Consider the following 21,424-nt stretch of genomic DNA (forward strand, 5'->3'; position numbering starts at 1 on the left):
AGATTTGAGGGAGTAATTTTTGTAAAAAACGGAGCTGGAACTCTAAAAAGCATTCAGGACAGAATAACGGAGATACAACGTTGGCCAAATTTTTCAATGGCCAACGTGTCGTTGATAACTAAGTAATACTTATCCTTAAAATACTATCTCTCCGTTATAGTTATTGTTTTGCTATTGCCTGTAGCGAAAAGTCCTGAGCAAGTATACGCAGTAAGTGAACAACCTATCCTTAATTAAGCTATAGTCTATGCTACAATACAAACGGTGTCTTTAGCTCGTAAAGAACTCAAAGGAATTAAGAATTTTGTATTAAAAGTAGTTGTTGCTAAAACCAACTCATCGGGGGAACTCGATTCAACAACGATAACCCGAGTATTAACAATATCCAATTTCAGTAAGGAAGAAGCGTTTTGACGAGGTTAGGAAGTACTGTCGAAAGCGTAGCGGCTGTGCTTAGTTGTTTCGTTGGTTGAGGGTGTACTAGTGGATGAAATTTAAACGACTGACTACCCGGATGAACTGACTGATGCGGTTAGATTAGTTTAGTCCGCCGCAAGTATATCGACTGCTATACCTTATTCGCTTACGTTGAGTAGTTGTTTCGATGTCACGAGTATTTCTTAGAATTTTTATTAACGACCGGAATGTACCGGTCGTGTTCGTGTTAGATCTAACAATAAGGGTTTACCCCTTAAAGAAATAGATTAGGTAGTTTTTATGGCGGAAATCTTTTTTCCAAAAGAAGTTTCCAAAGATTAAAAGACTCCCTCAGCCAAAAGCATAATTTTTTGCAAGGATCTATTGGAACAAATCTCATTTAAAGCCAGTTGTGAGGCCCTTATTATCATTCTGGGCGTTATTAAGGTGGATAACGGAACTATGTTTGTTACTAACTAAAGTTATAACCTAAGTTAAGTAATATGGTGAAACGGGTTGGTGCTTTAAACGGTTTGAGTGGAAAACGCGAAAAATAACTACACAGCGTGCACGAAAATTTGCGAAGTTTTGACAAAAAACTGTATCCTAATAACTTTTTAACTCGTGGGCGTAGCTGGTCTAACCTCAAATTATCAACACGTCAATCTCGATGCGAACTTATTAAACCTAGTTTTAACAATAATTGTTATCCACCTAGTAACCCGCGCGGTCTGAGTATCCAAAAGCAACGAAATGCTCAGTCGAGTATATTAAATAGTGACTCGAGTAAATCATTGACTATTTTAAATACAAGAAGCGCACATTAGCGGTTGTACCGACGCTTAAAGAAAGGATGAAATCCGTTCCGGAGAACTTGGCTTCGAACCAGTTTTACGAAACTATTTACCAATAGTTGAAATAGCTCATTCACGTTATGGTCAAGACTCTCAAAGAATAGTATTTAATGTATTTCTTTTTCAAAAGAAAAGTCCTCTTCATCACTGAGATTTAGTTCAAGACTATTTAGTGGACAACGGTGTTTGTCTCTTCTGCTAAACTAACGGACAAGTTACAAAAGTAGACCTTATTATTTGAGTGTCTTACATGATCCACATGGTACAGCTACTGCTCCACGTAGTTATGTTCATGAAAAACCTTGAAATACATGTTAAGGTAATTGCTAAACCTACTTGACAAAAAAAAAGAGGAGTGATTAACTTCCAAGAACGTTTAATCCTTGTTCCGGCTTGAGGTCACTACTCACGAAAAATGGTAGACTTTGTATTTCTCATGGAAATAGCGGACCTGCTTTTTGTGTAAAGTCTCTGTATGGAACATCGCCTACATCATGTGGACGACGGAGCTCGTGGTACATAAGTTATTATAGGTAAACAAGATCGACGACAAGAAGTATTACGTTCGGCCGAACCGAATTAACCAAGCGTTATTAAACCATATTCCTGTATTAAAATTTATTTATATTTTTTCTATCGCCTAAAATTGTTTATATATTCGGTTAATGTAAGATTAAAAAAATAGTACACTAATTTAAAAAATGAACCTAATAGTTAATTTAGGTTTAAATCTCCCACTCCTCTATCTTTCGCTTCTTGCAAATAACCCCACTACCTACAAAATTATGCTCCTCATTTGTAAGTCGGTTACCAAGTTTAACAACGGAACAACCACGCACTTCACTTTGGGCCACCACGTTTCTAAAGGACCCACTTCCGTAAAACGGAAGTGAGTCCAATGTACAATAGGTGAAATAAGAAAATAACGACCAAGAGAAAAAAATAACGAAAGAGGAAACCGTCGTCAGCGAAATTGTAAAGGAACAACGACGACTGGACAAAAAGATGCTAAGACCAAACTTCCTCTTGACGACGGACATAACCGAGCAACGACAACTAATGGTGATCCGGCTGCAGCAGCCAAAACACTAGAAGCTAGTGGTCAAGGAAATCTACTAAAACGAACACCAACTAATGCCGAACCGTAAAAAAATCGAACTTAGACGCCCTAACTTCGACTTCTCAGACATACGGGTGGTTTATTCGAGCTGGTATTTGCAAATTACTTTGATCAAACTCGCGAAAAATGCCCAACTACAAGGCATTTACCGAACTGACGGCCAAGTAGTGCATTTCTTCAAAGACGGAGTGACGGTCGTTCCACATTAAGTCCAACGACCTAATTTCTCATTGACCCAAAAAATCTGAATGGGTGTAATAGGAGAAACTCCGCTCATTAGCATATAACACCATTCACGTATATTCCTAACCGCTATTAATAATGACTTTGCGGCACAGAAAAAAGTTACAGAAATTACTTTAATGCGAAGAGTAACTACTACTTCCAACGGTAAAGACGTCCTTCGACATGAACCTAGAGTCGCCAGAAGAGGAAATTACGAAGAAGAAGCTATTCTGCACAATATCTCTCTGGTACTCTGACTTACAATGCTTGTCATGGAGCAGGAAGTGTTGCACCCGTTTGAAGAACTCGCGAAAGTGGGTTACTATTAGAATCCGCAACTGCGCTGTAAAGATTTTCTGGTTTAGCTCTCTATGCGGGTTGGACTTAGGCACGAGATAGACGGACATTGCGAAGAAAATTCGCTAAAAGGTGTAGTGCAACTAAAAATGACCTTGAGTATAGCTATTTTAGCTATTGCTGGTCTGGTGGGTTTAGTGCATCTGCGTTAACCGCACGTTAAAGCAGTCGACGAAGTTATAAACACAACTTCCGACAACGAAGCTATAGACGAGGTGGTCAACGAAACCGACTCAAATGTAGTTAACTTTGGTCTCGAAGCCAAGCCAGTTAGTGGTTTCGTGGAGGTCTGCCGTTGTATTGAACCGCAACTATACGTCAAAGATAAACCGAAAGTTAAACTATCTTCAATTTGTTTCCCTATGACGACAACATTTCGAAGTTTAATCCATTTTTAAGCCCAAAATGCGCGAGTTATATAACGAACCGAAATTACATCCTTTAGACTAGTAGTTACTACTAAAGCGACTAACTGAATGCATTCAATAGCGCTTACCTTGCTTATTACTGTAGTGGAAGAACCACTTAGTTCGTTCCTCGTTCAAGACATAATATTCGGACAAACTAACTAACGGTAACTAATGTGTCGTATAGGTCCAGTAGAACATTGAGAAGGACCGAAAACGGTTGAGGCCGACACGCCTACTATTCAGGGTATAGAAGCCCATCGCAGTCACGCAACTCACAAAGTGCATTAAGTAGCGCGAGAAGAGGGAGCTATGCAGACCTCTATGGTGGTCTCGCTCCCAACAAACCGTAGTCTTGTTCCATCGTTGGCCGGTTCCATTATATCCATCACTCACGTCGTGGAAATGACGGTGCGAGAAGAAACAGATGAACTTGATTATTGAGGACTGGAAGTGCTTAATTGCTTCACTAACCACCGAAAAGTAGTGGTTTAAGAAGTCCTAAAAATGAATTTATAAGTCCACGTTAAAGAAATTCACCGTTCTTTGGAACCGCAAATCTCGGCATAAGATGTTTTTGCCGTAGCTCCGAACCGAGGGCAGACCATTGCCAACGAAATATTTATAAGGGGAAAAAGAAGTGAAGTGGTCCTGTGAGTTACAGGTCCAGTTTATTTATTGCCAGAAATTGTTCACGTTGTGCTTGAAGGAGTCAAACGTAGCGTAACTAATTGTAAAAAAGGTAGATTATGGGGTATTAATCCCGCGGCAGTAAATTCAACTCTATCATATTCCGAGTTTTATGGAATCTCCAAGTTAACCTATATGACTGTAAAGATGCGAAAACTGACTACAGACCTAAAAGACACGAAGCTACGTATGTAGACATACGACACAACGGTATAAACTTTTGGGCCCGCAAAGTGGCGTTCTTCGATTATCCAGTCATCGTGGACCTTAACTTGTTATTCGCTACACTAGAAATTCGCTTGGGTACCGGAACATTTGTCTGAAATGCGTCAAAGGGACGAGTTGTCTGGAGAAAACTTTGCGATGACGTCTTCTACTGACGCAGCGGCCATGCCACGAGCTTAGAAGTACATGACGTCTCATGTGAGGTAAAGAAACGAAGCGAAAGGGCTCGTAAACAAAAGAACGTCGCTCAAAGCTTTCTCCAGATTACTTTCCACGTACGAGACTTTATATGACCAATGTTTAGTTTGCCCATCTTTATACTTCGGTTTCCGCACGCTTTCGGGACTTTATTAAACATTAGCCATATTTCGTACAGACCGTACGCATCCAAAGACAGTTTTTATACGAGTTAAATAGAGACCGTAACCCAACGAAGGAATATAGACGAATTTACCTTCGCGATAAAGAGTACATTGATATTAAATTGTTCATTAGTGAGTAAATCCCGCCCAATTTTGGGTTAGTGGAATTGCTAGTCGTATATGAAATTTCATTTATCAGTGCGAAAAAAATAAATTTACGCAATATTAAGCCAACGTACCTTTAAAAAGGTGCGATGACCGCTAGTATGGTTTTTTTAGTGCGGGTCGTTTGTCCAAATAACTGTTACTCACTTCATTCAATATTTCTTTAGTCATTACTTCTTCTTCCCGTTGCAGACCTATTAATAAACTAAGCATAAAACTTTCCACAAGGGTTTTCGGTATAAATATCTTAATAGGCACCACCACTCCAAGCTCAATTATTTTTTTCTCGTGTTCGGTTAAGTTCCAACGTACGACCGCTGTCACATGCATAAGGGGGTTAAGCGGACAGTCTTAGTTTTCTCCACAAACATCCACTACGTAACCGTTTTGCCGATTTACTTACGTAATAAAAACTTCTAAGGACAAAAAACCATTAATTATTCGGACGTCCATAACGACAAGTACCGCCTTCACCAAACTCAGAGCCACAGTAGCTTCGCAACTCTTTTTGTTCTGTTCTAAATCGGATAAATCTTAACTAAGTAGCAGAACTATTCCTTTGAAGCCCAACAGAAAACAATCGGTTCTTTTCTTCATGAAACTCTCGCTACGTACGTAACGAACTCAGTGCACTTCATGTTTTCTGAATAACCCGCAATGACTGAGTAGCGACCCTTCCATTTTTTGTTCACTGACAAGCACGGCGTGATCTTTTTTTATGAAATTTTAGTCCACTCGCATAACAGAGCCAATTTCTTCTTCCTTTTCGAAGCCTTTGTCCTAAATTCGAAGAACTTTTGATAGTCGTCCGGACAACCCAACTCCGCTGAGGATTTTGACCCGCATGTGTGGTTTAGGCACATGTATCGCGGGTAAACCCCGTACAATATCAACCGCTATTTTTTATACCTCGTGAACGTCCTCTTTATCTTCCCTATCTATTAGTCGTAGTAGCAGAAAAAAATGTACGCGCTCGGTAAGTTAAACTTAACTTACCGTGTTTCGTAAACAAAGTTCGACTACGTCTATTGGTAAAAAGATGGCGTGATTTTGTTAATGCACGCTCCTCGCATCACTCGTTACTCGTTAGGTATACTAAATCACCATAAACTGACCCTTCCATGATAACGCCTATGACATCCTTAGCAAAATGTATATCAACGATGTCTTCGTTTAAACAACCCTAAACCGTTAAAACTAGGAATGGTCCGTTCTTTTATACAACTCAACCCAAATCATGTTCGAAACTCCTTTTGTATAGGCGTAAACTGCTGTTGTGTTGTGGTTGTTAATAATGTCCGTCATGTTAATCGATACGTAAGAGCAAGTTGACTACACACAAACTACGGACCCCACGCACTTGACTAGGTAGTTTACGTACTCCGCTTTTATTGGGAGCGCTAACGTTGGTTATTTCCTGTCGTTAGGAACAATGCGCGAAACGTCTGATGCCCAGAACTATTATATAAATTTTATTGAGCGAGACGTCCTGTCCAAGGACGATTTGGAACAGGTGTTTACAACCTTCTTTAATAACTTCTCGTGCCACCTTGTCGTCGATGCTGTAATTACTATCCGCTAAGCGAATGGCTATACCTTTACCGTTTTCCACGAGTTCAATGACGACATCCTTATCTGCAAATAGTGGTCGTTCTTCTTAGACGTGAATTTCGACGACCCCGTCATCAGCATAAACTACTAATACTTGTTTATCGTCTAAAAAATTTAAATAGCTTCTCATCATTTGGTGTCTGTATCAATAGACATCGGACCCGCTCCTTAATCTAATTACTCGGCGCTAAGGGCTCGAGTTCAAACAAGTCCGACCTAAAATAAAAACTTGATGAGTATCCTACCCCCAACGAAATAAAGCATAATACATTTCCCTCATAGTTCGCAACTCATGTAATTGGTCAAATGGTTTAAATAATTGAAACGACGCGTAGCAAAACTAAGGTCATAAACAATAACATAAAATAAATGGCAAAAGTAAACGTGTATACAACCGTCGTTCGTAAAAACGGCGTCGTTCGAAATGACTAACCAACCTACCAAAAAACCGTGCATTCGAGTTCTACTACAGAGGTAAACCACGAAAAGAACTAGGACAGCGTCTGTTTAATGACCAAAGATCGTCGAATAACGAGAACCAGCCTCGATTTCTCTAATTAATGTAATGATAGGGCCGCTAACACTAACAACCGGCACTTTAACAATAAAGTCGTAATGCCCTCACCTACCGACTTCAACCGTCTGCACGTTCACAATGTCAGCCAATACATCCTTTTTAATTTTGAAAAGACGTTTACTAGCGAAACAAAAATAATAATCGTAAATTAAGCAATCTGTGTACCCCACCTTAAAACCCAAAACAGGACGAAATACACCGGCGTTAAAATTGCTAAACCAGCTACTAATAAATGGACCGTTAACGTACCGGTCTTAATTGCTTTTTTTTAATTTAAATAATAACTGTCGCAGAATTTAAAGCCATCTTAGTGTGGGGCATCTCTGCGCCCTTATCGAGTCAACCATCTCGTGTTGGAACGGTTCCAACCCCAGCGCTCAAGCTCAGAGCAAAGGGCGAGGTTTAATTTCGCTGTTGTTTTCAGCGAAAAAAAAATCTCGAATTTCTTCTTCATAATCTTCATAGTTTACTCCGACACACCGTCTCACCAGTACGTCGCCGGACGTTTCGGCACATGCGGCCAAGCTAAGGCCGGAGTCGGAGGTATTTATTTAACGGGTCCACCGCTTTGTCCATCTGCGTTCCCTGAATTTTAGGGAGCCTCCGTTGAGGTACGGCCAAGCTAAGGCCGGGACCCGTGGTTAGTGGTTGGTGGTTAGTAAGACTTCGTTTGTTCTAATTGCGTTCTTAGCGTTTCTGGTATGGGTTAGGCACAAAATTACAATCGGGAACAAACTCTTTGTGTTGCGACTCGTCGTTGCACTAGTAACCTATGTAGCTCCACTGTTCATGGTGGCCGTAACATCCAGGTAACGCATCGCGGTTTTACTTTTTTTACGTCCGTTACGGCGAACGATTTGGCAAGTTATTAGGCATACATGAAGGAAATCCTGTTTCTAGGTTAAATTTTAGTTCATTATGGTTTCGCTACTACGGTCTTTAATTATGCGGATATGAACTTATTTTTCACTACCTATCTCCTAATTATTTTGACCTACGAGAACATGGGGTTATAGGGGTCCGTGGTATGTCTGTGTTCCGTTACTCGCTTCCTATTATGGTTCTCGATCCTAAGTATGTTTGCTGGAATGGACTATCGTCCAAATGTATAATCCATATATCCTATTGACCATCAAGTAATTTTATTGTGATGGCTCATAGGTAAGAACACAGGGCCCAAATATTGAAGAATAAATTGGTTGTCAACTAGAAGCACGTTGACAACGTACGAGCCTGACATTTAGGTCAAGAGAAACGAAAAGATTGGTAAGTTAATTAGCTCCTGCCTTACGGAATTTTTTATTCATCTTTGCCAACCTACTCGCTTAGACGCGAGGAAGTAGTGCTACTATATTTCTGTAGTTAAGGAGACCTCAACACTCCAAATCTAAATTCCGTTAAAATAGACGTACTTTCCACTATAGTCAGTTTTGTGATAAGCAATTAAACTTTTTTCGAAGCTATTAAAGTGCCGGGAGATAAAATTTTAGTAAGTCTCATTTAACTACAAACCGTTTTATTCGTGAAAAAAAAGGTAACCGCCGAAAATTAAGAAGAACCCGTGGGCGCCGTTATTCAAGGTATGAATTTAGCAATTTTACCATTTTAGAACGGGTTACTTCACGTCAGTAAGGGACGCTTAGTCGTACTAAGTGTCACGTTAGATTAAGCGCGTAAAAAAAGTTTTATACGGAACGGCGAAGAAATAGACGGTCAAATGTACGATTATGATCGCGACATAAAAGTATTCTCCATCAATTTTCTTTAAAACCTAAACGGTTTGAGTTACGCACGACGTTAAATCTGCCTAATGCAAGTTATTACCGGACTACATTCCCCCATAAACAACTATGAAGTAGTAGTATTGACATACCCAATACGTGTCTTTCAACCGTTATATCTAACTCTAAAAAATTATAAAGAACTCTACTTAGATACCTAACGTCAAGCCACTCCATCTATCGTTTTTTTAAAAATTCACGTAAATTTACTACATTGTTCCCGTTGCACACAAGATTTTATAATCCGAAATCGTTTAGTAATAGGGCGTTTATCTAGTCCTCCCTAACTTCAAAAAGATACGACAAAAATATAGAATCAACCCCGTTGTATCCAGGATAATAAAGAAAAACATTATTTGGCACAAACAGTTACTTAAATTTTTTACTTAGTTCCCGATTTTCTAGGAGGTGACTTTCTAACCGGAGATAATTATTAAGACGATCATTACCTTAATTAACTACTCCTTCTGAAAATGTTTCGGGTTTGTGCAGTTTTTAGTTTATGGTAAGTGACACAAGAAGGTATATATATCTTAGACTTAAAGGAGATAGGTATCTCTTTGCTTGGCCTCATTGCACCGAATCAAGTCATATCGCTTGTTCGGACAAAAAAACGCGATTTATTGTCTATTCTAGTATTTAAAATAGTATAACAAGTCCTCGATTGGAGTAACGAAAATGGTTTCGAAAGGCACGAAGGTCTAACCATAACTATAGGCGTTTGTGCGCATCTCGGGTTTTGCCTAATCTTTTCGCAAAACAAAATTACTTACTTTGTTCCACTTCCTTTAGCCACTCGACAAGTTCTCGAGAAGGTCCACCTCAATTCGATTCAAGAAGTGGATTGTCCCGTAGTTGAAGTAGTTTTACGTGTAGCCCAAACAACTATTTCCGCTGCTAAAATAGCAATTTCTACTAAAAAGCATGCAAGGAAAGGCTCCTCCGGTATTATAAGGAAGGCAATTATACTCTAAAGAACGTATTGGCTACAAAGATAATAGGATCAGTAAAAAAAGTATGTTTATTGCGCGAGTTTTCTCACCCCAAACGCCCTCCCAACGACGAGTCCGATTTAGGTAAAAGAAATGGGTTTTGCTAACAAGACCCCGCGATATCACTACTACATAGCTGTAATCAGAATCGCAGGACTATTATAATTTCCTCTTAGCATGTATAATATTAGTAAACGCAGTTAAAATACAGGTAAATAAAACCCCCAATCACTTCGCGTTTAACTATTTTTTGTTTGGACAGATAGTGATCATACCACAAAACTTTTTCGAGCAAATATGTAAATATCTGTTCTACTTCGTACGTATTATTAATGGGGTGTTTTAGTAAAAAAAAGGCGTTATAGCTAATTTATAGGTGTTTAAGACACCTATTGATACACCCAATTGACTACTTCTTTATTATTTATCGTCTTGAGGTATATTCCATATAGCGAACCTACTAAAAAAGAGATGTTATTCTGAAATTGGTTTTTATTTTCGTTTGTACATATTTGGTAATCGGGAAAAATACCCCAATGCGATATGCGCAAGGTCTTTCTTCTTAGTAAAACAGAGAAAATAAAGCGAGTCAAGCTACGATCCATAACCGTAACCACACTACCAAGAATAATGCCAGAATAGCCATTACTTACCCAAACTGGTCGTTTATGTATTGGCTAAAAAGCCCTACCGAGGACTTTAATGTCAAAGACCTGGGTTACTTGCTGAGTCACTAACCGGACTTCATCGATTTTTTTAAGTTTGCTAAAGGCTTTAATTTCGCGAACGTGGAATACAACCACCCGTTCCCGATTACCAAGTACTTCCTGTCCAAATAGGATAACAAAATTGTCCACACAACGGACTTTTTCTTCTTTTTTACTCAGTGAATGTTCTGTTCAATGAACGACCCTCAGATTCATTAAATTTTCTAAAACCGTAGTAGAACCCCTCTCCCGAACGTCTGTCGTACCCTTGCTACTAACCTCTATTCCAGTGGCAGTACTAAGGCGTTCGCTGTCACTGAGGACGGCCTTACTAAGGAGCAAAATTTGCTAAGTGACATCAACCCCAAAAAAGACGCCCTTCGCCCAAATTAAAACTATGGTTTAACCGTAAGTAGTTATACCCCCTACGGGTTTTCAATAACGTTTACCCACTACTACATTGGCCATAGTTTTACTTTTATCTATTGCAAATAGTTCGTGGGCTTAACTGAAGAGCTAATAGAGTGAATAATCCACTTCTTATAGTCCATCCATTAACCTGAGTCGTTATACCACGTAAAAAGGTTCGTCAATTTTACCTTTTTTGCTACTACAAAGACTAAAATAATGACTAATAGCGTCATCGACGTAAATTAGACCAAAGGAGAGACCACTACCAACAATTACTGTTCGTTCGACTCTAGCGTTAAGATTCTTGATAACCACGTTGAGGAAGATGGTATAATACCTGTAAATAACAAGTTCCCTACTACCATCCTTAACAGCCGTGTGAAAAACCAAACTAACCGCCTAATGATAATCGTTTGTTACGCTGGTGTTAACACTTAGTAGAAGTCTGGACCAAAGTAAAATTTCAGAACAGAAGGTCATAAATAAAACACCTAATAAACGGGAGATTCTAAGATAAATCGCTAGATACCTTTCAAACACAATACCGTAATAATTACTCGAAAAAACGTTGTTAAATAGGACGGACCGCCCGGAGTTTTTGACACTAACGCCTCCGAAACGTAATACTCACTACATTAAAATTCACGATTATTTAATACATTCAGTATATCACTGCCATGAAGATTTCACGTGCATAATTCTCCCTAACTAGATAGGTATCCGTTTCCACTCGCGAACCGTTAATATCCAGGAAGTCCAAGACCCTTTTCGTGAAATAACGTAAATAACCCACCGAATCTATTTGGGTGTTCGCCTCTACATAACTATTTCCTGTGTTTAACCGTTTCCTATTTACTTTTTGTTGCAACATTTAATGCATTGGTTCCAAACCCTAAATAGATGGTCAAAGTAGTAAACAATGGTCTTAAATGGCGCGAACTTTTACAAAGGTACGGCGATAACGATCGTTTACAAAGTCACTTCCTACGTCTCCGGCTTCGCTCATTTTACGACCTACTACAACCGGACTTTCTTTCCTTTTGTGTATTCGGACGTGTCGAAAGGCCTCCTCTCGCCGTTGCTCAACGTTATCGAGCTCGAAATCACGTGGTTGGGATAACGCAGAACCGACTACTCGGATGTCCTTTAGACCTAGTCTGTTGACGTTGCTTTCATAAACTAAATTACGACCTCAACTTATCTTTTTACTTGTGGCGAAACCAATAGCATTGAGTACTAGTCGTTAATCGTTCTGTTTACCTATCTCAAAATCATGACCCTCTTCCGTACAACAGTCTCCACATTTACTATATCTATGCAAGGATCCGATAATGACAAAGTCTATTCCTAATAGTTATTTGTCTCCTCAATTGGTCCTACAAATTTTTTTGTCGTCCTTTACTGGCATTTAGACATCTAGATTAAGTGTTGTGACGGGTCCCGTCTTGGAGTCCGTTCTTGAAAGAACTGCCTCACTCTTTTCTGCGGTTGTTTATACTCGACTAACTATGACCTCAGGGTAATTTAAGGATAGTTAAAAATAGAGGGGATTCGTTTATATTTTCAAGTTTTCGGGTCCAAAGCGGCAAATAACAAGTACTATACGTTTAACGCCTGCTCCTACCCAAACTCCACCTCAGACAAACAGGAATTTGGTATCACATAACTTTCGGTTATCAAGAGTTTTTTAGCACTCACTTCGCTTCTTATTAAACCCCTAAGCTACTACTGTTTGGACCCAAAACGAAACGACTTGAGTTCGATGTTAGTTTAGTTTGCGGTTATTTATTGACTTTACATCGGACCCACTTCCACGTTCGGCATTGGCTCCAAAAATCGTCAGTAGGAGCCCAAGACAAAATAACGTAAGTCCGATGTATTAAATGAAGAGAATTATTAAGCGTACAGGACCCCACGCTCCCTTGCCCTACTGTAGTGCATGCAACCGATTTGGCCACTGTATTGAATGGTTTGCGAGTTTTGGATTTGGTTTAGGACGTACACCTTGCCATGGCATAGCCGCATCTAGAGATATGGTAACTATTGAGAGAAACGAATCCAACGTAAGAAGTTATGCAGATAGCTCTTATAGCTCTGCGAGAAGCGCAACTGACGGTGGCTACTAGAGTGGCTAAGGTCCCCGATTTTGTAGGTATCGACGCTGCCAAAAAAGTAGTAGTAACTCCGCGTACATTTTTGGAAATTAAAGAACGCCTATTAATCAGTCCTACTGACCAAAAAATGTTACTTAAAGACGGTCTATCGCAAGTACGAGACTGACGTTTAGGTTTGGGGTCGACTGACCTTTAAGTTTAACAACTGGCGTAACAAGGTTTTAAAATTACCGTAGCCATATCCAGTACTGAAGTTTTAGACTTAGTCGTTATACAAGGTTCGCAAGTTATGTTGGACCTCGTTGTTTAACTAACTTTTTGAGGTATAGTAGTCTTGCAAGCAGGTCCTGACGAAACGTATTTATCGCGTTGTATGAAACTGAATTTAATGTTTATAGAACGTTTCATCGTTTTCGCTAAAGTCCAAGTTAGTAGGTCTTAAGTCGCTCCACTGCCGACCATAAACTCAAAAGTCGTGCCTTTCAACCGGGTTTTCACATATGAAAACTGTATCGGTATGTTATTCGAAGGTCCAAATCAACGGGACTTTGTCATTCTTTTCAGAGAAATGGTTTCTTTAGGAACGATTTCAGTTAAACTGGCTTAAGTAAAAATCCGTGTAAATTTTCTAGATTTCAGCTATGTGCTTTGTAAAGTGGGCGAGGGAGTGTTAGTGATCTCCACTATTATCCCCATACATAGGTTTTCTTTGGAACAAGCACCTTTTTTGCTACCTACCGAACACTATTTGTTACTGCCTAAGCACATTGCCGCGATTAGCATAAACATGCACCCGCATCTACTCGATGGAGCGCATCTTTAAGGTCACATACCGCAAAACGGACTTATCCTATTGATAGACCTAAAAGATGGGTTGGGTGCTGGAATTATATCAGTCGAACTTAAAGTTTCCGAACCGGAAAAGGAACACTCCGTTGGTTAAAAGGACTCCGTTAGTTTCTTGTCGGCCGTAATTCAAATCACTGAAGAAGTACTATTAACAGATTTGGTAGCCATCGATGCTAAACTTAACCTCGTTTTGTCCTTGGTAGTACATCCGATTATTTTCTGTTCGGACAAAACCTTAGTGCAGCCCAGAAATGGGTTGGAGATTGCCATTGCACAAGTAGTTACGACTAAAGTGGTAGGTCTGTAACAAAATACCATTTTTGAACCCAGTAAAAAATGAGGAGTGAGACACATATGAAACGTACCGGTATTCCATGAAAAATTTAAGATAGTCAGACGCATACGTCTAACTCTATTTCGCATCAATATTGCAATGTAGTTCGTAAAAAATAACTTCTTAATCAGTCCCAATCGCTCGAACCTATACGGTTTTTAGCGCTAACATTGGGGCACTTCATATCTATGGACATTGATTTTTACTCTACTATGTGACCCCAATACGCGTAAAGATGATAGAACCACAATTTTGCGTAACTAAAAGAGTAAAGTCACGCGATAAGGATATCGTTTTTTGAAATTGAATATCTAGTTCTTTTATACTTGCACAAAGTTATATTAATAACTCCTTGGTAATACAACGATTTTCATAAGACGTAGAGTAACAAAAACACAAGGAAACGTCGACGTCGTTTACTATGCCATAATTTTAATATGTCTGGGATACCACTACGTAGTCTCGTCCATCAGGGCGTTCACTCTTCGTTTAGAAAACCGCTTACAATAAGAGTTAGAGTTAATTAGTAAGCGCTTCTACGAACCGCAACATAACGACCACCATTTTGCATACTAGGAACGAAACATTTTCGACCAGGTTTATCCTGACTTCGAAATACAGGAGCAAGAGGGACCTAACCTCTGTCGCACGACTAATTCCAATTTCTTGGAAACTTATTACTTGTTTTATTTTGTAACCTATACAGAGCGTGAATAGGAACCCCTTAGCTTAATTGGTTACCACTCGTCACAGTACGCTAATTCAGTCTGTTCTACATACTAGTTTACGGTCACGCAATATTTACGTCGTTGTTTTTAATGGACCAACCGGTAAATGTCGCTACATTTTGCCATACCTCATACGAGCTTTTTTGTGGGCTGCCACAACACTGACATCTTAATTCATTTCGGACCAAAATTCTTATTCATTATAAAAAAGAGATTCGTATTAATAAAAAGTAAATTCCTATTTCGTCTCGTTAACTGGATGGTTCGTGAACGCGTTCTTATATTAGGCGTTCATTAATTATTTAATCTAGTTTTTGTTGCTCTGTCGCTAATGAATAACCGACAAACAGATCTGGTTCTTCTTGTAAATTGCGCTTCTTACCTACTACTTAATAAGCGAGTTCGCAATTGTCTTTAACCTTTCGGCTTATCGATAAGTTGTGACGCTAAGAAATTAAGTCCGTTACTACTTCTCGTTTGAGTTCTGGATTGTCTTCTCATACATAGACCAGATAGTACTTTATTATGTAAGGCTAAATAGAAGGGAACAATTGCAATTCCATTGGCACGACCTGTTGTAGTGTCTGACAAATACTTCGGTGTTTGCCAATGTGGTAATTTGCTCCCCGATTCAAACTTGATAACTTCAAGTCCTCGACGAAAAGATTTACCAAGGTCCCAGTTTGTTACTCGTAACTAAAGTAACTATTCTCCTATCAATAGGTAGCGTTTTACTTTTGCCACACGTAATATCTGAACTCCCTGTTCTGTCTCTAGCCGGTTACATTGACGTAGTGGTTTTGTTTTCCCAACCGAGGCAAATTATACGCTATTGAAGCGAAGTTCCCGTAGTTTAGGCCGAAATTCGGTTACCACTATGGTAAGATATTGAACACAAAGTAACCGAACTTTGACGAGAAAATTAACTAAGTTATGAGAATTTAATAAGTCTCCCACGTATAGTGTACGATGCTAATTCCGTTCTCTAGCATGACATCGAAATAGGGTTCCTAAAACTCCGTTATTGAATCCCTAACCCATTCAGAGTAGGTCTATTAGCTACTATCGTTCACTAACTGATTATTAGACAGGTAACTAAAGATTTGTTCCTTGATTGAGAACTCCTAAATAGAGAGACATGAGACGTGATACGACGAGAGGCGGTACTAAGTGATTTACTTACAATTGAACAAGTATTCACTATAAAAAATCCAAGTCTCGTTATGCTTGGGCTATTGTGCGACACCTCGCTTTTATTAGTATTTCAAAGTAATGAATATGGAAAAACTGTTGAACTAGTTACCGCGGTTTGTTCGAAAATGGAACAAACAGCTCGTAAAGCTAAGCTTAAGATAGGGGTTTCGCGTATTTTCTGCAAAAACGAACTGGGACAAGATACTAAAGGTCGTATGCAAAAAGCCGTTATGTTCTTTTTGGAAACGACGCTAGTTCTAATCTTTGTCATGGACTTGGTTATTATCAGGGTCGTGGGTCATGAGACCAAAAACGACGTACGACTTAGTCGAGACCTTTTCTTTTGCAGTACAGTTAAGGTCGTAACCCGACTGGCTTGTTAACAGGCAAGTCTACTGAGTTATTTCCGTCTACGTGTGCAACAGGTAGGGTTAATCATGAATTAAGTAGCCCCCATTACCGATGCCCTCTTTTTGACGACCTTCCAAACCTTACCTTTTTGGGTTTTGGGAAACGGTTAAGTAGACCATAATTTAATGCGTTACTTTGCAGTAACTGATCGTAATTGTTAAATTATACAACGAGACGTAAAAATACCAAATAGGGGTACCCTTGTAGTAGCCATTACTGACGTTGAAGACGAAGTTTCAGCTACGGTTTTCGGAGTAGTCGTTGATTTTACCCTAGAGATCCGGGGTTCTTGCTTAGCCTTGGAGGAACTATGTAGTTACCTAGTCAGGTCTTTAAAAGACCGTTATGTCGTGGAGCCCGAAACGCGTGCTCAAGCTGTACCAATTGCATCCGTGACGGTAGTCGGGTAACTATTCGTGCACCGTTCCCCCTACACGTATCAACGCCTAGTTTTAGCTTCCACAAAAGGTTTACCGGAAGCAATTCAACAACGCTCTGTCAAACATTGAAAAGAAAATGACGTAGGGTTACTAGATCTCGCATGACATTCAACCCACGTTAAACCCCTTGTGCTTAACGTTCTCAGTTACGAACTAACTGGTGCGTATTGAGAGGTAGAGCACTACTACAACTAAAATTTGACCGTTCAAAGTATTCAAGGAGTAATCAGCAACACGGACCTACGTCGCTTTATATACGCTTAAAACTTTTAGGATCCAACGCAAAACGTGGTGAGGGTAATTCAATTTTGAAATAGTAAGGGTACACCCGCCCTTAGGTAGAGATTTAACCGAAATCGCAAGTTAATCTTAACCTAGGGGCGGACGCGCCCCTACTGTTGCTGTGCTTACCTGCACCATGAAACGGATTAGGTCCGATGTAAGAAATGCGACTATCAAGAAAGTTCCATGGTGCAGCCTAAACTAGCGCAAGTTACCGGAGCTTATTGCGGACTTTTAATGGAAGTGGCTTAGGGACTAACGGAAACGCAACTTATTAAAGTTTTTTATGTCCTGGTTTCTATAAAAGTCATTTTTAAACGTCATTATCTGGTACAAAGCCTAGCACGAGTGGTAGTTAGTCCTAAACGAGTAGAACTTCACGAAACTGACCAAGAACTACGGTTCCCTCGGCTAGCACGTTGTAAAGTATTATTCATAGACCTTGTAGTTCTTTAAATTGCGGAACGAGAGAATTACATACGTGCCATACCATTTATAAGAGTCACCAATTACGCTATACAACTTACGGAAGCGGAAACATAAGCACGTCTTTGAGAAGTTAAACACTGTTTAGTAGAAATCTAAGTAAATTTCCCTAAAATTAAAAAGGTGTTCCCGATGGATTGCGAGCTGAATTATTCGGCCAGTAAAAGGGAAATTATAATTTTATTGCTTAAAGGACCTTTAATTTTTACCTAAGCATCTTGACTCGGGTAAATAGGTATAACGGTGCCTTATGTAATACCCAATTTACTAGCTAGTAGTGATTTGGTAATGGACGATGAAAAAATGATCTAACCACAAGGGTTATCGGCCTCTTGCCAACTACAACTAGTAGTTGTTTTATTTATTGTGAGGGCGGCTAACGAACCTATGGTTCATTTGGTACTACACGTACACGCGTTAGAAGTTTTCGTTAACGAGGTACAAAGTCGCGTACAAGCTTTCGACGAAAACGTAAAAAATGAAATTTAGGGTACCGTGTTCGTGGTCCAGGTACTCAGAACGACACACAAAGTCGAACCGTTAAACAACGTCGTAACTGATATTTAACTTAGAGTGGAACAACTTTATTTCACTACAGAACTAAAAATACCACACATCATCGAACCTTTGGGTATAGTCACTTAACAACTACATCCGCAAAAAATAGCCCTGGACTTTTAAGCTCCTTTCGTTTTGGTAGATTAGGTGTTCCCAACAATAAACAAACGTAACAGATAATGAGGAAATTTTCATAAGCCATGAATATTTTAGGAAAGGAGTTCTCTCCCCTTTTGTACTGTGCACATCGGACCCACTCACGACTTCCGGGTCCTTAAAACTTTGGACCCAAAACGACTTGAAGTGGGTCCGATGCAATACAGAAATTCTACCGACATGATTTTTATTAGGTAGCCGATATCCGTTGTTTGATTATTTATGCGCGACTAGTAAAAATTAATTAAGTAATTCAAAAGACTAAAGAGACCAAACGGGCGGGAAAAGTAAAAGTAGCTAATGGAATGGTAGGGTCTTATATAATAGTTAACGTTAATTAGGGACTCCAACTTAGTCAAAATTACGGTAAAGTATTATTAAATGCATTAACCAAAACAGCCGCAGATATTTTTATTTTAGCTTGAAAACGAGGGTTGGAAGTCGCTAATTCCGTACATTACATAGATTACGAGCTGGTTCAGCATTAAGTTAAAATACTAGAACAAAGCGAAGAAAGGTCTTTCCTACACGGAACGAACAGGTAAGACGTGACTACAGTGTCCATTAGTCGAATGGCAGTAGTCCATCGTAATTCCTGTACCGGTTTCGTGATATTGGTCATTTACAAGGATTGAGGTTTTGTAAAAAACGCGCCTAATTCGCATTTTCGTTAACGTATTTAACACGAACAAGGCCACGTTGAACGTACAAACGGTCAAGGTACCACCTACAGTGAAACGCATCTGGCCAATCCCTTCCCACAAGTGCGTTTCTAAATAGGTCGTACATAAGTATTTCGAGTCCTCAATCTGAATTCACAAAGTATAGTAAGAAAGAAAATTCTATTAAAGAGAAAACGGTTTAATAGACGTTAAAGCGATCATCCATTTAAAAGGAATTGTCTGTCTCGCTTCTAAAGTCAATTTACTCATATCTAGCGTAGTTAGACAACCAATTAAAAAAGAAGTCCTCATACTTCTATAAATCTCCGTCGTTTTTAATTAGGCGGGCGTAACTATTGTATTAGATGACGTTTATTTTAAGGAAACAGCACGTTAAAAAAAGGTACCTTCCATACTCGATCGACTAATAAACGACGTGGACGCTATTAACACCAAACGTCAACTCTTTATCACTACAGTAATTATTAGCGTGGATTACGTGTTCCTCGTTTTTGTAGTGTTCCATGAAACACTTAAACTAGGCATGAATGACGAAATCGCGGGTTGAGCCATTGCCGTGCTAGCTGACGACGTCGACTCTGTAGGCGTTGCCAATCACACCGAGGATTAAGTACATTTACAGATCGTTCATTTTTAGGTTGTACCGGATTCGGGACCTACCGATGTACTTGAGGCAAATTCGAAAGAAATGGCTCAAATTTGCGTTGTCGCCGAACTTACGGAGCGTCTTATGGAGCCCGTCATCTCCCTCTTCCTAGCGGTAGTATAAATCTATTCGACCGATGTATCCCCCATACAAGACGTTACTACAGGTATAGACCATTAAGTCATGGTGATAGCTCTCGTCATTACATCGCCGGTAAATTAAGTACTTGTTTAGCTGGTTTAACTACGTACATGACTCGCGCTAGTTTGCTTGGAAACCCAAAATATTACTGACTAAATGGCGGAGGATTTCCGTTCAAGTGACTACGACGAAACTTTGAGTAAGGAGCCCGTTCTGCGTAACGTAGAACTTAGCGTCGTATCCATGATCCTATAAGTTATTTTGCCGTTGGTGGATTTCGTCCTGGATTAAACCACAACACTTACCGCTAATATCGAAAGTAAGGTCAATACCCTAGGTGAAATTTCACATTCAGAGGTTTTGGTACTCTCTCGCGCATTAGCTCCTTTAGTAGAAGCCGGTAATAACCCAATCATAAACTATATAACAGGTGTCTTTAGTAAACAACTACGAGGAGAAGTTTATAAAAACGTCTTCAATATAAGGATAAAAAACTAATTTAGTTACCACGTCAATTATTAAACCACAGAAATCCATACGACCATATGTGAATAAATTAATAAGTAGTCTAACCTCTCACAATACGCGGTTCATAAAAAGTCTTACGACTGAAATTACGATCAATGTGGTAAACGGAAACGACTTCTTTACTATGGAGGTAGGTAAGGTGCCGGAGTTAACCAAGAACTATTTTAACTAAAAGTTGAAAGTCGTTTTGTCACCCATTGTTGAGTTTGACGAAATAATCCCCAGTTATAGTTACACTGAAATTGGTCACGACTAAACCAGTTCCGTGCTCGACTATAATACCTCGCTAACTTATTTTAGCGTTTTCCCCTCACCGTAAACTGGCGTAAGCTATCCAGTGTTCTATCGAGACCAGAACTTTTCAACATACACGTTCGTGTTCGTGCTCATTTGGTTCCGCGTAATTGGCTATAAATATTTTTACGATTTCTACACTCAAATGGGCCCCGTTTTATACTCTATCGGTCACAGCTAAAATTCGGTTCAAAACTACTTTGTGTCCGACAAAATTCAGTTTAAGCGGTTGCCAATATAGTTGTTCACTTACTACTTGAACGAGCATAGTTATTCCGTATAGGCCCCGTTTTAATGTCGCAGTCATTAAATCTAAAACAACTGCCCTTATTAGGTAGGGTTGGTTCCGAAATAGTTCGGTTCTGCTACTTATGCTACTACCATCCGCTCAGTCGACGAGGTCGAGGACGCAATTGCCAGTCATTACTCAACTATAATTGACGTTAACAACTTCAACGAAGTTTAGCTTTCGTTATCTATATCATATCTTTAAAATCATAATTTCTTTTTCCACTTCAGGTCCCCGCAACAGCGTTATTCACTTCGCATCGCCGTATCGGTAATTCAATTCCTTACAACAGTAAGGGCTCGTCTGGAATTCCTAAAAACAGTATGGACTCTTCCGCAATCTCTAACAACAGTAAGGGCGCTTCCGCCCTTAGATAAGTAGTCACCCGTG

General features: G+C 39.5%; 1 protein-coding gene and 1 pseudogene. One reads left to right on the forward strand and one right to left on the reverse strand.

Features of this window, described 5'->3' with window-relative positions; translation table 11 throughout:
* Positions 1 to 11,300: 11,300 nt before the first annotated feature.
* Positions 11,301 to 11,501: pseudogene (locus tag DGG96_RS21460) on the reverse strand (hypothetical protein); the annotation flags it as partial.
* A 2,187-nt stretch (positions 11,502 to 13,688) separates the two neighbouring features.
* Between DGG96_RS21460 and DGG96_RS20975 the strand changes: the two are divergent.
* Positions 13,689 to 13,838: a hypothetical protein gene (locus DGG96_RS20975; RefSeq protein ID WP_165831633.1), complete on the forward strand. Its 150-nt coding sequence runs from the start codon at positions 13,689 to 13,691 to the stop codon at positions 13,836 to 13,838.
* Positions 13,839 to 21,424: the final 7,586 nt, after the last annotated feature.

The organism is Legionella qingyii, assembly GCF_003184185.1.